Origin of the sequence: Romboutsia weinsteinii (assembly GCF_002250835.2) — a bacterium.
GTDB classification, from domain to species: domain Bacteria; phylum Bacillota; class Clostridia; order Peptostreptococcales; family Peptostreptococcaceae; genus Romboutsia_A; species Romboutsia_A weinsteinii.
This window is the reverse complement of the sequence record NZ_NOJY02000050.1, coordinates 1-15,561: the sequence shown is the minus strand read 5'-3', so window position 1 is coordinate 15,561 and position 15,561 is coordinate 1. Positions and strand designations below refer to the sequence as shown.

Genomic DNA, 15,561 nt, shown 5'->3' with positions numbered 1-15,561 from the left:
AATGCTCTCCACTTGCAGCATCCTTTAAGTTATCCTCAGTACTCGGTATACCATCATGTAATAGTTTAAACCAAATCTTAGCATGAGCCATTTCATTGTGCGCCGTTTCTTCAAATACAGAAGCTATCTTGTTATATCCCTCACTTTTAGCCTTAGACGCATAGTATGAATATTTATTTCTCGCTTGAGATTCCCCCGAAAAAGCAACAATTAGATTTTGTTCTGTTTTACTTCCTTTCAACTCCATATATAATTCCTCCTAATACCTTAAATAAATGGCGATTTACTTATTAAGTACATCATAATAGACTATTTTTATTAGATAATTAACTTCTTTGTCATCACTATAGATATGCTTATATTCATTTTTTATTCCAGTAATTTTTATAAAAATATAATCTAAATACTTATAAGTACGAATATATTTAATCGAGTTTTACTATCCTATTATATATGGCTTTAGTAAACATTCTATCAATTCTTATTTCATAGCCATATATTCTATCTAAAGAGGTAATTTATCAATATTTTTATATGCTTGTATGGGTATACAGATAAAAAATTAATACTATTTTGTAACTTTATTTAGAAATATAAATATACATATATTAGATTATTTTTTATAAGAGGTGTAATATGAATACTTTAAAATCTATACTAATAGTAGTTTTATCATCAATAAGCATTTTAACTACAGCTGGATGTAGTTCTTATATTGAGGCTCAAACCTCAAAATTAAATAATAGTAAATCAGATATTTTAACTCATAATATGGCCTATGAAGTCGCATATAAAAAGTCATTGCAAATGTACCATACTGAAAATATTTATTCTAATGGAACAACTTCAGATGGTAATTATTCATTTATAATAAATACAGACACTTATACTATGTATGCTTATGTAAATATGCTTGATGGTAGCATATATTTTGATAATCCTATTATATACATCAATAATATTGGACAAGATCAAGCTGAAAAATTTGCAAACAATTATTTAAGTAATTACTATAAAAGCGACTATAAACTATCATTAGATTCTAGTAGAATGACAGAAGTTTCTGATTGGAAGTTTATTGCCAAGAACTCATCTGGAGATAAAATTTTACTATCTGTAGACTGCTATGGAATAGTATCTGAAGAATAATAAAATAGAGCATAGCTATACTCAATCTTATAGCATGCTCTATTTATATTAAATATTTAATTAAATACATTCACTAATTGCTTCAATATATTTTTATTTTCCTTAAGCATCTTCTCATTACCTACAACCGCAATAAAATCTTTATCCATAACATCTTGAACTACCTTGCTATAGCTTTCAATATTTTCTACCTTTGTAGACAAAACTTGCTCTCTTTCTTTTTGTCTATCTGATTTAGTTATTCCTCTTATATACATAGTTACAGCCTTTTCACCTTTTGCTGAAGGTGACAGCGGATAATCTAAATTACTTACTGTACCTATAATATACTTAGTCATTTCTCTATCAGAAACATTAAAATCTTTGACAAAGCTTGATGCTTCATTGTATGCATCTAACGTTTTTGCTAGATTAGGGTCTCTATAAGATACAAAAACCATATTTCCTGCTCTAGTTATATTAACCATTGCTCCATAAGCTCCACCCTGTACTCTTACTCTATTCCATAGATAATCATATCCTAAAATAGTCTTTAGTACTAGCATACTCCCACTATATTCATAGTTTAACTTTGTAAAATTATAACCTTTTGCTACATATTGAACATTGGCAGAGGTCATTAATCCTTCATTTTTTTGATTTTCAATAAATTTATATTCTTTATTTTCTACAGTATCTGTAAGTAATACATCTGTTACTTTTTTGATATTTGCTTTTAATAGCTCTAATTCTTTATCCTCACCAGTTACAGCTATAGTTAAATTATTTTTATTAAATATTAACTTTTGTAACTCGTATAATTTTGCTTTTACTACTTTAATTTCTGTTTCAAAGTTATTTTCAATATTTTTTAAGAATTCATAGTAATCATAACCAAATATTTTCTCTGCATAAGCTGAAGATGGTGAAAAATATGATGAAAGCCTGTCAACAGCAACCTGATGACCTGATTGCATAATGTTCATTTCTATTCTAGATATTAATTCCCTTATTAACTCTCTTATTCTCTTTTCATCTTCAAAAATTGAATTTTTTATTATATCACTTATTATATTCATTGCATTTTCTATCTTATCATCCATTACTTTTGTGTGCAATTCTAGGAATGGATAGAATTTGCTATTATCTTTATCTTTTGCATATACTTGATTTTTAAAATACAAATTCCCCGTATTTATAAGGATTTCATTAGATAAATCCTTATAGTCATAAGTTTTAGTGCTTACCTTTCCAAGTAAACTTCCAAGTAAACTAAAATATGAAATATCCTTCTCATCAATACACTTTGCATAAAACATAAAGTTTAAATATGCAATATTACTTGTAAACTCTTTGTGATAAAGCAATTCAATATTATCATACTTTAGCTCTTCTACAATTAGATCATCTACTTCTTTACCTATATCGTCTAAAGACAACATTGGTATTGTTTCTAGTACCTCTTGTGAGTCCGGTGTACTTTGTCGAAGTATTAAGCTTTTTGTATCATCTACTATTTTCGCTATTTCTTCATCACTTAAGCTAGACTTATACTTTTCTAGTTTTTTCTTTAGTTCACTATCCTCATTCTCTGATAAACCTTTTTGAGGACTTAAAATAAGCATTGATGAATGTGTATTATTTAGAATATATTTTTCTATGAGATTTTCAAAATGATTAGTCGTAAGTGCTTTTTTTACATTCTCTATCGCTTTTTCATATTTTATATACATAAGAGGATCCCCACCATATAACCAGCTATCCATTGCATTCATATAGTATACAAGCCCCTTTGGATAATCACCTGTATCAGATTCTCTTAATCTAAATTCAAATACATTAATACAACCTTCTATTAATTTTTTATCTATACCTTCATCTACAAGTTTTTTAAGCGTATCAAATACTATTTTCTTAAACTCATCTTTTTTGTTAACCTCACTATTTTTTGCGATTATACTAAATGTCGGTTGAAGTATTCCATTATCAAAACTACCGAAAACATCTTTTGCAATTCCAGAATCTAAAATAGCTTTTTTAAGTGGAGCACCTTCAGTCTCTAGTAATAAATACTCTAATATGTTTAAGTCCATATACACTTCTTCATCTGTTGACCTTCCTGTTACAAAATTTAGTGTTAGGAAAGTCTTGTCTGCCTCTTCATCTTCCTCTGATATAGAGTAAGGATATGATATCTCCTTCATAGACTTATATTTTTCTTGTGGTTTTATTGTTGTGTCTATCTCTTTATAATCAAAGTTTTGTAAATAGTTCTCATTAATAAAAGCAAGCATCTTATCTAAGTCACCATTGCCATATAAGAATATATAGCTGTTAGATGGATGATAGTACCTTTTATGTGTATCTATAAATTGCTCATAAGTTAAATCAGGAATATATTTCGGATCCCCTCCAGACTCATTACTATAAGTATTATCTGGGAATAATGTTTCTTGTATTTTTCTCATTAATATTCCCTCTGGAGACGAAAATGCGCCCTTCATTTCATTGTAAACTACACCTTTATAAGTAAGCTCTTCTTCCTTATTTTCAAGATCATAATGCCATCCTTCTTGCATAAGTATCTCTTTTGTTTTATATATATTAGGATAAAATACTGCGTCTAAATATACATCCATTAGGTTAAAAAAATCCTTATCATTTTGACTTGCAATTGGATATATAGTTTTATCACTGTAAGTCATTGCATTTAAAAAGGTATTTAATGATCCTTTGACAAGCTCTACAAAAGGTTCTTTTGTTGGAAATTTTCTCGATCCACATAAAACACTATGCTCTAATATATGCATAACCCCTGTACTGTCAGTTGGTGGAGTTTTAAATCCAATTGAAAATACCTTATTAGAATCCTCATTTTCCATATGTAGAAGCTTTGCTTTAGTTTTTTCATGTTCGAAAATTCTAGCTTTCGAATTTACTTCTTTTATATATTCTTCTTCTTTTAATATAAATCCATGGTAGTTATTTCCTAATTTAAAATCCATTTTATCCTCCTTAAAATATACTTATATTTATTCTTCCTATATATATACTATACTTATACCTTATTTATTGATAAATTAATTTTTACTTTAATACGATTAGAATATTATGGTTAAAAATAGAAATTGTATGGGTACAATACTTATTGTTTTTTGATGTTTATTTTCATATAATTTACTTATGACTTATATAAAATAATTTTTTTGGAGGAACATATATGAATAATAAAACTAAAAAATTAGTACTTAACGGACTTATGATAGCCTTAGTATGTATTGCAACAATGACATTTCAAATCCCTACTCCTGGTACAAATGGATATGTAAATGTTGGTGATGCAGTAATATTTATTACGTCAATATTATTCGGACCAGTACCAGGTATGGTAGCGGGTGGAATTGGATCTGCACTTGCAGATATACTAAGCGGATATACACACTGGGCTCTTTTCACTCTTATTATTAAAGGACTTGAAGGTTACTTAGTAGGTGTGATTATAGGTAGTAAAAATACTTTAGTAAAAAGTATTTTATCAACACTTCTTGGATCAATTACAATGGTTTTCGGATATTTTTTAGCTGGAGCGATTTTAGAAGGTAGCTTCTTAGTTTCTCTATCTTCAATCCCATCTAATTCAGTTCAAGGATTAGTTTGTATGATTATAGCAATTCCACTAGCTTATTCATTAAGTAAAGTCGACTATATTAAAACTTATAGATCCAATGTTAACTCTTAATAAATATATACTTTATTTAAGATATTTATTAAGTAGTTTAGTTATAAAAAATAAACGCCATATAATAGGCGTTTATTTTTTTATAAAGATATATTATTAACCTCTTCTATACAAATTGGCTTTGAATAAACATATCCTTGAATATATAGTTTTTGATTCTCCATATTTTTTATAATCTGTCTTTGACCTTCAGTTTCTACCCCTTCAGCGATTATTACTTTATCTTGTGTAGCTGATAATCTTGAAATAAGTTCAATTATCTCTCTTCTAGTTTTAGATGTTTCTACTCCATCAATAAAATATTTATCTAACTTCAAAATATCAAATTTTAATTTTTCAATAGTATCTAAATTAGAATGCTCAACTCCAAAGTCATCAATAGCTATCTTTATACCACTCTCATGGAGTTTATCTATTGCATCTTTCATATTAGATAAGTTATTTATCTTCATGCTTTCAACTATTTCCATGCATATAGTACTTCTTGGAATTTTATTATTTTTTATTATTTCTACCGCTTTATTAATAAATTCCTTATTTTCTAGGTCTTTGGCAGATACATTCATAGATATATAAAATTCTTTATTATTAATATTATTATAGCTTTGAATCTTTTTGTAGTCACTTATTATCTTTTTTAGAATCCAAATAGATACCTCAGACATCATATTATTTTCTTCTATTTCTTTTATGAATAAATATGGGCTTAAAACATTTCCCTTTGAATCTCTTAGCCTAAGTAAAGCTTCAAATCCTACAAGTACTCCTTTTTTAGGATCTATTATAGGTTGGTAGTATAACATATACTTATTTTTTATCATCCTACTTCTAATTTTAGCAATTACTATTCTATTTTTAATGATAGGATAAATACGATTTAAAACCATAAACATTACTATTCCAATTAATAATACTATTGTTAGACTCATTATCATTATTGTATCTTTGTTAATACTTTTCCCAAAATAACTTCCCTTTATCTCCTCTAAAGGGTTTTTTGAAGTCCTGCTATATTCTTCTAACACATTATTTATTTTAAGTATTAGTTCTTCATTACCTTTGCTAGCTGCAATATATACAGGTCCTGCAGAATATTCATATATTTTATTTTTATTCTTTAAAGAGCTATCTGTGATTGTATAAGTAATAGCGTCTACTGTTTCATCTAATAACATTTGTTTAGCTTCTTCGTAGTTTGTAGTATTTACAGGCTCAGTATTAATATTCTTTTCTTGAAGAAATTCGTATATCCAATTAGAGTTTTCCTCATTCTCAACAAAAGCAAATCTTAAATTCTCTAATTCTTGAAGCTTACCATAATCTATATCTTTATTGGTATATATTCCGTATTTTTCAACATCAATATAATGATCAGTATATATAAACTTTTGCTCTCTATCAGGTGTCTTATGTATTCCTAGTAATAAATCAATTTCACCAGTTTCTAATCTTTCAATGCATTTAGATACATCTAGCATCATATATTCGTATTCTATACCTAAATCTCTTTTTAGCAATTCCAATAAATCATTATAAAATCCATCTGGCTTACCATCTTTATTCATATAGTAATAGGGCTCATAATTATAAAAGCCAACCTTTAAAGTTTTATTTGTTTCATTTTGTGCATAAAGATTCATGGGCATACTTAATATGAGCATACACGTTAATAAAAATATAGTCCCTATATTTTTCAGTTCTTTCTTCATATATAATGTCCCTCTATATTATTCTATTTTAAGATTTTTAATCCTTAATATAAATATACATTTTTTTACATTTTTTTACAAGATATTATATGTATATACATTTATTATATTAGTATTTATTCCCATTTAATTAAATATTAAAACATCTTGATTTTTTTTTATTTTTGTGTATCATATTAAATATTAGGAAGGTGATACAATTGAATACAAATAGAATAAAAATCACATTTAAGAATAACTTTGTTAGGATAGTCGAAAGTGATAATGTTAGAAATTTTAGCTCTTTGGTAGAATGGATGGAGATGTTTAATTCTGGCGAAAGTCTATACCTTCTTACAATGTCAGGTAGAGATTTAGGAAGTTCATTTTCCATAGATAAGGATAATGTAAAATCAATAGACTTTGTTTAAATAAATAGATTTTTAACAATAATTATAGAACCTATAAATTAATAAGCATTTGCTTTTATTTATAGGCTCTATAATTAAATATTATAAAATTACTTACTTTTTCTAGACTTTTTTGTAAGACTTGCTATCTCACTACTAAGATCTACAATTCTATGTTTTTCTCTCTTTACGTCCCTATCTAAGCTGACTTCTCTATCTACACTTAATCTATCTAGCTCTAAATTGTATGTTCTTGACCTTAATGCTTCAAGCTCTTTTTTTATTTTATTTATTTCATCAGACATTATAAGCAACTCTCTTGTTCCTCTGTCTATGGTCTTGTCTTCTTTATCTACATAATGTGTACCTGGTCCTTGACCACAGTTAGTACACTCTATACTAATACTTTCTTTAAAATCATTTTGACTTTTTTTCACTTTGAAATATTGACCTCCACAATTCTTACAATATCTTTCATACACTTGATACTCCATATCATTATTCAAAATAGTTATAGCATTACATTTGTCACAAATACACTCTATGTTTTTACTATTTGGCGCTATATTAAACAAAACTTCTCCGCAATTTTTACACGAAATAGTTCTAGCCATAGTTTTAAACTCCCCCTTGTTAATTTATAATTATTCATCCAATAAAATATATGATATTTTACATTAAAGTATGTCCTCTTAATTTCTCATGTACATACCAAAGTCCTTGTAACTTAACTTAAATTTTGGAATTCCTGATGAGTAAGGGGCTATTTCATAAAGAGAAAAATACACTACTACTCCATCATCCTCTAAGTAGAAATTTTGATTATCACTTATTCCTTTAAATCCCTCTTCTCCATCAAAATAATTACCTGGAGTTTTACTTATTTCATTTTTTATAAAAGCATTTGTTATTTTCTTGTAATCTACTTCTTCTTTAAATATATCCGATAGTTTTAACTCTTCTCCAGTCTTTAAATCATAGTTAAAGCTTTTTAGATAGGTCATACCGTGTGCACCACCAGTAAACTCATATGTAGTAATAGGTATACTTATAAGATTATTTTTATTATATGTCACATTATAATTAGAATAAGCTTCGTACTGATACTTTACATAGTCTTTATCTGACTTAGAGTAAATATTTATATAATCATTTTTATACTGTTTAGCTTCGTTTTGGATTCTATTTTTGAAATTCATAATGTATGTACTAATATTTTTATTTATCTCTTCAATTGTATTTTCTTTTGGCTTATTATTTTCCTTACACTTGCTATTTATCTCTAGTATTGGGTATTTAATATCAGACTTGAAAAATTCATCTTCTTCATTAATTATTTCTTGCCTTACAGTTACGCAGTTATCTTTTCCTTTGTCTGTAGATGTATTATTTGCAAAAATAATCGATGGTGATATTAAACTAAATGCTAATAAAAGTAAAATACCTGCTTTAAAATGTCTCATACTCACAACTCCTTAAATTTTTTATATATATAGTTTTTCTATAATATCTTAGTATATACACGAAAGTCCATTTTATAAAAAATTTCATACTTTACTAATAAAATATAATTATAGTTGAACTCTCTTATATAAATATGTTTAAATAATATAAAGCAACAATAAGCTTTAAACTTAATTTAAAAGGAGATAAAAATGAAAAAAATATCATTATTTATTGTGGTTAATGCTATATCTCTGTATCTAGTATCACACTTGGTTGATAACATGTATATAGGTTCTTTTAAAGCATTATTAATATTAACCTTGATTTTTGGAATCCTTAACTTAACTGTTAAACCATTAATACATCTTTTTTCACTACCAATAACATTTTTAACTTTAGGACTATTCTCTTTAGTTATCAATGCCATAGTATTAAAATTAGCTTTTCGATTTGTTTCTGGAGCATCTTTGACTGGTTTTTTCAGTGCAATAATAGCTTCTATACTATTGTCAATAGCTAATACTATTCTTTATAATGTACTAGATTAATTTTCTGTTGCATAAAATAATAAATGGGTAGCTTAAAATTACTTAAGCTACCCATCTTTATTTTTATATAGTACTATTAATTATTATAAATAATATAATTATATTTCTATTCATTATCAGTAGATATCTGCTTAGATGGCAAAATAATGAAAAAGCCACTACCTTTCCCTAGTTTGCTTTCTACCCATATAGATCCATTATGTAACTCTATTAATTGTTTAGCCAAAGTAAGCCCTAGTCCACTACCTCCATAATCTTCTCTTGAGTCTTCATATGCTTGAGCAAACCTATTAAAAATAGATTCATGATATTTAGGGTCTATTCCTATACCACTATCTTTTACAGATATTAAAACCTTATGATTAAAATCAGATATAGAAACTTCTATCTTTCCATTTGGTTTTGTAAACCTAACTGCATTTGAAATAAGATTTGTTACCACCCTCTCAATTTCTATTGCATCACACTCTATAGTTTTCTCCTCTATATCCGGCTCTATAATTAATTCGATTCCTTTTTCTTCTATATAATCTTTCATAGATAAAGCAACTTCTTCAACTAAGTAAACTATATTGTGCTCCTTTATATTTAATTTATAACTCCCGGATTCTATCTTCGAAGTATAAATTATATTATCAATTAAATTTATTAACCTATCACAGTTTCTTTTCATAATTGTCATATGATAGCTTATTTTTTCTTTTGGAATATGTGTTTTCTTTTTATTTAAGTTTTCTATAAGTCTCTGAGTTGACACAATTACATTTAAAGGAGTTCTTAACTCATGAGATAAATTGACAAAGTAGTTATTTTTATATTTTTCTTGCTTTAGTAATTTAGAGTAAAGCTCTTCATTTTCCTCTAATTTCTTATCTAGTTCAGCTGTTCGTTGTTTTACTAATGAATTTAATATTTTAACTCTATTCCAAGCTATTAAGATAATTACTAAAATTACTGCTATGTATATAATATATGCAATTGGTATTTTCCATGGTGGATTAGGTATATTTATATTTACTGAGGTGGGTTTACTCCATTCTCCACTTGAATTTCTTCCTGATACCATAAAAGTATACTTTCCTGCGCTTAAATTTGTGTAATTAGCCTGATTCCTATTTTCTGGATATACCCAGCCTTTATCTAGACCATCTAACTTATATTTATATTGTATTCTATTTGTATTTCTATAATCAGGCATAAAGAAGGTAAACTCTATTTGAGTGTCTTTATACGTTAACTCAATATTTTCATCTATTTTAACAAGATTTTCACCACTGATTATACTTTCAATCTTCACATCAGGTATATAGCTTTTTTCATTAATATCTTCTGGTCTAAAGCTTGTAAGTCCATTTATACCCCCAAAAAATATTTCTCCGCTCTTACTTTTGTAGTAAGAATATTGATTAAATTCATTTGCTTGAATTCCATCAGTACTATCAAAATTTGTAAATTTTTCTTTTGATACCTCTAATTTAGAAATACCATAATTTGTGCTTAACCAGATATTTTCATCATCCTCTAATATTATTCCATAAACAAAGTTATTTGCTAAATTATCTTTTTCTGTATATCTTTTTAGTATATTAGTATTTTTATTATACTTTATTAATCCATAATCAGTTCCAATCCATATATTTCCTTTATTATCTGATTCTATTGATAATATTAAACTATATGGTTTACTTTTTTCACTTATATGTTTATAGCTTGTAACTTCATTTGTATCTCTATCAAGTTTTACTAACCCTTCAGCTATACCTCCAGCTATCCATAAATCTCCATCTTTATCCTCATGTATGTCAGTTATTTCCAGGTCATGCATACCACTTCTCTTAAATATTTCAGTATAATCAGTAAATTTATTTTCCCTATCAAAACTTGATAAACCATTAGATGTTCCTATCCATAAAGTTTTATCTTCATCTATATACAAACTAGTAACATCATTAGAAACTAACCCATCTATATCTTTATATCGTGTTATTTTATTTGTATTTTTATCATATTTATTTAATCCAAGCTCTGTAGCTATCCATATTTCATTTTCGATTCCTACTACTTGTCTAATGACATTACTGGTTAATGAACTATTTTCATTGTGCATATTGAGTTTTATTTCATATACTTTATTATCTTTTCTATCTAGAATATTTATACCTTGATTAGTGGTTCCTACCCATAAAAAACCATCATCATCTTCATATATCCCAGATATCATATTCCCTCTCAGTGAGTCTTTATCAGCTGGATCATTTTTATAGTGATTAAATGAGTTATTATTATTAAGTAAGCTTATCCCTTCCCATGTACCTATCCATATAGTTCCAGACTGAGATTCCCATAAGCTTAATACATTATTACTAGATATACTTTTATCGTCATATCCTTTTGAGGTATAAGTAGAAAAAGTGTTGTTCTCTTCATTTAGTTTACTGAATCCACTATCTGTTGCTATCCATAACGTACCTCTGCTATCTCTCAGTATATCTCTAATATATCCCCCTGGTATATTCGTATTATCATTGTTAAACCTTATTATTTCTTCTGTATATAGGTTCATTTTATTTAATCCCCCATAGTGGGTTCCTATCCATAAAAAACCTAAATCATCTATATATACTTTAGATATATTATTTAAACTTAAAGAATTTTTGTCATCTTTATTCTCATAAAATTTTGTGATTTTATGAGTACTTTTGTTTACCTTATTAAGACCTTTCTTTGTACCAATCCAGTAGTTTCCTTCATTATCTTCCGTTATTGACTGTATAAATTGACTACTTAGTGATTCATGCGAAATTGGTGAATCATATAATCTTTCAAAATTGTCACTTTCTTTATTATACCTATTTAATCCATCCTCTGTTGCTATTAATATTTCTCCATCTCTATCTATAAAAATATCTTTTACTTTATAATTTGATAAATTACATAAATTTTCTTTAGGCAAATAGTTTTTTATCTGTTCATTTTTCACATCTATTTTACTTATACCAGCAGATGTTCCAACCCAAATGTTACCCTCATTATCCTCATCTATATCAGTAATGTTGTTACCCACTATGCTATTTTTCTCATTCTCTTTATATTTGTAGATTTCAAATTTATGACCATTATATTTATTTAATCCATCTCTAGTACCTATCCACATATACCCATTGCTGTCTTGAAAGATGTCATTTATTGTAGTTTGAGATAGGCCATCATCTATGGTCAATCTTTTAAAACTTCTATTTTCATAGTTATTTAAAGCTAATACTTCTTTCCCCATACTTAATAGTATTATTGCTGATAATATTATTGATAAAAATACTCTATTTCCCTTGTTCATTTTTTTCCCCTTTTATTGTCTTTATATAACAAATTATACCATTATTTACTATTAAAAATGAATAAACTATTTAATTTTTTTTATTTTACATCTTATCTAATTTCAATCGCACACTTATACAAAATAAACTTAATAAACCCTTTGTTTATTATTTAACTTATAATTCATAAAAAGAAGATGATTTGTATTTACCATAACAATTATCTTCTTTAATAATTTAAAAATCGTATTTATTTGTATTAAAATTTATCTTCTCTTAATAAATATTCGTTGTTGTCTTGATCTTTAAATGAGAACATTTTACCATATGGCATAACTAAAAGTTCTCCTACTTCAACTCCATTTTCTTTCATTTTACCATAAGATAAATCTATGTCTGTAGTACTTAAGAGAACTGATGGATGAGATACATTGGCTTTAGGATTTTGTGCTATCATCATATCTTTATTGTATAATACAAAAGTTGTAAACTCATCTTCACTTGGACCAACCTCTAACCAAGTCATAGGTCCCATATTTTTTTCCAATTTTACTATAAAGTTCATTTTATCTGTCCAAAACTTCTTCGCTTCGTTTTGGTCATTTACATATATTGTTATTTTTCCAATTTTATTTATCATATCTGCCTCCAAATTGTTGTGTTTTTCCTTGATAATACTTTCGTATATTTTACCATAATAAAACGATTTTTGCAAACATACGTTCTTCATTTTTCAAAAGATTTTACGCTTTCATACTGTAAGCATCTTCTACGCAATAAATTAATCTGATTCTCTTTTAATTATGCATATTTTTATATATGTAAAAAGAGAACCTAGTATTATTTAATCAGCACTAAGCTCTCTTTTTTATAAAAATCTTTTCTATTACTTTAATATATGTTTCCTAATTTTATTAATAGTTATTCTATCAATAAAATTAACAAATCTCTCTCCTTCTAAAGCATTATCCTTATAATAATTTAAAAGTCTATTAATATATGTAATAACTTCTTTTTCATTTATATTTTCAACTAACAAATCATGAGGTCTTGGTCTAAGACCACCCTTTCCTCCAATCACTATAAATAATTCACCTTCAGTGTTTGATAGTACACCTATATCTTTTGTATAAGCATTTATACAAGCATTTTTACATCCAGCTACTGCAATTTTCAATTTACCAGGTAGCTCCATACCTTGAAATTTATTAGTTATCTTAATTCCGAGTCCAATTATAGGATACTTTGATCTTCTACAAAAATTCGCTGAACACATTTCTATATTAATTACTGAACATATATTTTTTATTGCAGGTTGCATATTTAGTTCTTTCCATATACTATCAATATCATCTTCTTTTAGATTTCCAATTGATATTCTTTGGGCTGAAGTTAATTTTAGTGAAGCATTATACTTCTTTGCAACTTCACCAATTTTAATAAGTGTGTCTGGTGTCAAAAAACCACCAGGTATATGTGGTGTTATAACATATTTCTCTTTAGCATCTATATTCTTTTGTAATTTAGCATATTTGGTCATCTATCTCTCCTTGTGTATTATTAATAATATAAAAAAGTATAACATATCTATTTCTAATAAAATCAGTAGTATTTTTTAATATGATTTTGTGCTATCATATTTTTCTGACCACATATTTTTTAATATTTTTAAATCCTCTTTAAAGTCTTTCCTACTTTGACTATCCTTCATTTCAATTTCTTCCAATATCTCAAATGTAAACTGGTTACCACCATATTCTTTCCAATCTTTGGCTAACTTTAATAAAACCACTGAATCATACTTCACTGAAAAATCAAATCTATTCTTAGCACTTTGTAAATCTATATCAGCTACTAAAATATATTTTCTGTTAGCAATATTAGTTATTTTATAAACTCCACCAGTTATTGGTCGCTCTTTATATTCAAGTATCATATCTTTTCTACTCTTTTTTTTGCTATCCATATATACATCTCCTTTTACCTATAAGTTAACTACTAGTTTAGATATTAATTAATATATCTTATGAGTCTATTCCTTTTTTCTTATTTCTACTCTTGATAACATTGTAGCAATTTCTACATGATGAGCTACAATATTTCTCGTTATCACTCTTTGCAATAAAAGCATTCTTACAGTATTCACATCGCTTTAATATATTGCTTTCATTGGTTATAGCAAAGCAATATATTATTTCAACTGCTGTTTTTAATGAATCAAACTCCCATTGTATAAATGGATTATTTAACATACCAATTGTCATACCTATTTTTTCAGCCTTAAATTTCCCAGCCATTATAGTTACGCCTTCTGTTAGATTTATATTTTTATATATTAAAACTTGATTAATATGAGTAGATATAGTCTTGGCAAAGTCTATTATCCAATCTACTTTTTCACTGTAAAATTTTGAAAATACTAAATCTAATATCAGAGGTCTTTTGCCATAGAACTTAGGTGAATCCTCAGCCTTAAATAAAGTCAAGTGCTTTCCTAATTTCCTAATATATACCTCATCTTCATTAGCAAAAGGAATAAATAAATTTAAGTACTTATCTTCATCCATAATTTTTTCTTTTATATTTAATGGATTTTTATCAGTAAGAATAACCTTAGATTCTCCTATTATATCTCGATTATATACACTTGATGTTATTATACCTAACAAACCATAAGCTTTTACAAACTCTAATACCATACTATCTAAAGTACTTGTGTCAATATCATTTTTTAATGCACTATCCCCTAATTTAATTAAATCAAAAACTAACTCATTTGCATTTTCAAAAGGATTGTAAATAGTAAAACATGAATCTTCTTTAGGCGTGATATACTTTTCTCCATTTTCATCTAATCGAACTTCATAATCACTATATTTAATCCAATCAGTTTTAAACTGACCAGTCATATTTATATATTTTTTCATATTATCCATCCTTTTTAATAGTTTTTACTTAGCTTTATATTAACATGATATGTTTTTTAATTTTATTTGTCAACTAAGTTAATAGTTTTATTATCATAAATATTAACAATTCTATATTTTATTACAAAATTATTAATTTATTTAGTGTATAAATCATATACTTGGCTTATGAAATAGTTATCTTTATCTATGATTAAATTTGTGTTAAAAGAAAAAAGCATCCTTAGATGTTTAAACTACCACCTTGGATGCTTCTTCCTTTTAATATTTTATTATATTATTTTAAATATTATTTAGCATATTTGACTATAATATCACGAAGTACTTCTGTAGCACTTAATCCACCTCTATCATTGTAATA

General features: G+C 26.6%; 14 protein-coding genes. 4 read left to right on the top strand and 10 right to left on the bottom strand.

Translation table 11 applies throughout. The annotated features are described in order from the left end of the window. Positions 1-247 (bottom strand): rubrerythrin family protein (locus tag CHL78_RS16710; protein WP_199534096.1); only part of this gene is annotated, 247 nt, incomplete at its 3' end. A 389-nt stretch (positions 248-636) separates the two neighbouring features. Here CHL78_RS16710 and CHL78_RS16705 point away from each other — a divergent pair. Then, entirely contained in the window at positions 637-1,149 is a 513-nt protein-coding gene (locus tag CHL78_RS16705) for a hypothetical protein (RefSeq protein WP_094367500.1), read from the top strand. 56 nt (positions 1,150-1,205) lie between these two features. On the opposite strand, the gene CHL78_RS16700 is transcribed toward CHL78_RS16705, so the two are convergent. After that, the gene (locus CHL78_RS16700) at positions 1,206-4,133 is read right to left on the bottom strand and encodes an insulinase family protein (RefSeq protein ID WP_094367501.1); all 2,928 of its coding nucleotides are present in this window, start codon (positions 4,131-4,133) and stop codon (positions 1,206-1,208) included. A gap of 215 nt (positions 4,134-4,348) precedes the next feature. Here CHL78_RS16700 and CHL78_RS16695 point away from each other — a divergent pair, with 215 nt between their 5' ends. Then, positions 4,349-4,867 (top strand): ECF transporter S component, encoded by a 519-nt coding sequence (locus tag CHL78_RS16695; RefSeq protein ID WP_094367502.1) that lies wholly within the window; start codon positions 4,349-4,351, stop codon positions 4,865-4,867. Positions 4,868-4,947: 80 nt separating this feature from the next. On the opposite strand, the gene CHL78_RS16690 is transcribed toward CHL78_RS16695, so the two are convergent. Next, positions 4,948-6,576, bottom strand: coding sequence for an EAL domain-containing protein (locus CHL78_RS16690; RefSeq protein ID WP_094367503.1), 1,629 nt, complete (start codon positions 6,574-6,576; stop codon positions 4,948-4,950). A gap of 200 nt (positions 6,577-6,776) precedes the next feature. Here CHL78_RS16690 and CHL78_RS16685 point away from each other — a divergent pair, with 200 nt between their 5' ends. Next, entirely contained in the window at positions 6,777-6,986 is a 210-nt protein-coding gene (locus tag CHL78_RS16685; RefSeq protein WP_094367504.1) for a hypothetical protein, read from the top strand. A gap of 89 nt (positions 6,987-7,075) precedes the next feature. Here CHL78_RS16685 and CHL78_RS16680 read toward each other — a convergent pair whose 3' ends face one another. Together CHL78_RS16680 and CHL78_RS16675 are read right to left on the bottom strand one after the other, a co-directional pair. After that, on the bottom strand, positions 7,076-7,579 hold the full coding sequence (locus CHL78_RS16680; RefSeq protein WP_094367505.1) for a hypothetical protein: 504 nt from the start codon (positions 7,577-7,579) through the stop codon (positions 7,076-7,078). A 78-nt stretch (positions 7,580-7,657) separates the two neighbouring features. Next, a complete protein-coding gene (locus CHL78_RS16675; protein ID WP_094367506.1) occupies positions 7,658-8,428 on the bottom strand; it encodes a DUF3298 and DUF4163 domain-containing protein in 771 nt (256 codons plus the stop codon). A gap of 192 nt (positions 8,429-8,620) precedes the next feature. Here CHL78_RS16675 and CHL78_RS16670 point away from each other — a divergent pair, with 192 nt between their 5' ends. Continuing rightward, the gene (locus CHL78_RS16670; RefSeq protein WP_094367507.1) at positions 8,621-8,959 is read left to right on the top strand and encodes a phage holin family protein; all 339 of its coding nucleotides are present in this window, start codon (positions 8,621-8,623) and stop codon (positions 8,957-8,959) included. 106 nt (positions 8,960-9,065) lie between these two features. Here CHL78_RS16670 and CHL78_RS16665 read toward each other — a convergent pair whose 3' ends face one another. From CHL78_RS16665 to CHL78_RS16645, 5 genes are all read right to left on the bottom strand, one after another. Continuing rightward, positions 9,066-12,293 (bottom strand): ligand-binding sensor domain-containing protein, encoded by a 3,228-nt coding sequence (locus tag CHL78_RS16665; protein ID WP_094367508.1) that lies wholly within the window; start codon positions 12,291-12,293, stop codon positions 9,066-9,068. Positions 12,294-12,532: 239 nt separating this feature from the next. Continuing rightward, entirely contained in the window at positions 12,533-12,913 is a 381-nt protein-coding gene (locus tag CHL78_RS16660; protein ID WP_094367509.1) for a VOC family protein, read from the bottom strand. Between the two features lie 246 nt (positions 12,914-13,159). Next, the gene (locus CHL78_RS16655; protein WP_094367510.1) at positions 13,160-13,813 is read right to left on the bottom strand and encodes a nitrite/sulfite reductase domain-containing protein; all 654 of its coding nucleotides are present in this window, start codon (positions 13,811-13,813) and stop codon (positions 13,160-13,162) included. A 75-nt stretch (positions 13,814-13,888) separates the two neighbouring features. Next, entirely contained in the window at positions 13,889-14,239 is a 351-nt protein-coding gene (locus CHL78_RS16650; RefSeq protein ID WP_094367511.1) for a GIY-YIG nuclease family protein, read from the bottom strand. 58 nt (positions 14,240-14,297) lie between these two features. Further along, positions 14,298-15,200: a CGNR zinc finger domain-containing protein gene (locus CHL78_RS16645; protein ID WP_199534094.1), complete on the bottom strand. Its 903-nt coding sequence runs from the start codon at positions 15,198-15,200 to the stop codon at positions 14,298-14,300. Between the last annotated feature and the right edge of the window lie 361 nt (positions 15,201-15,561).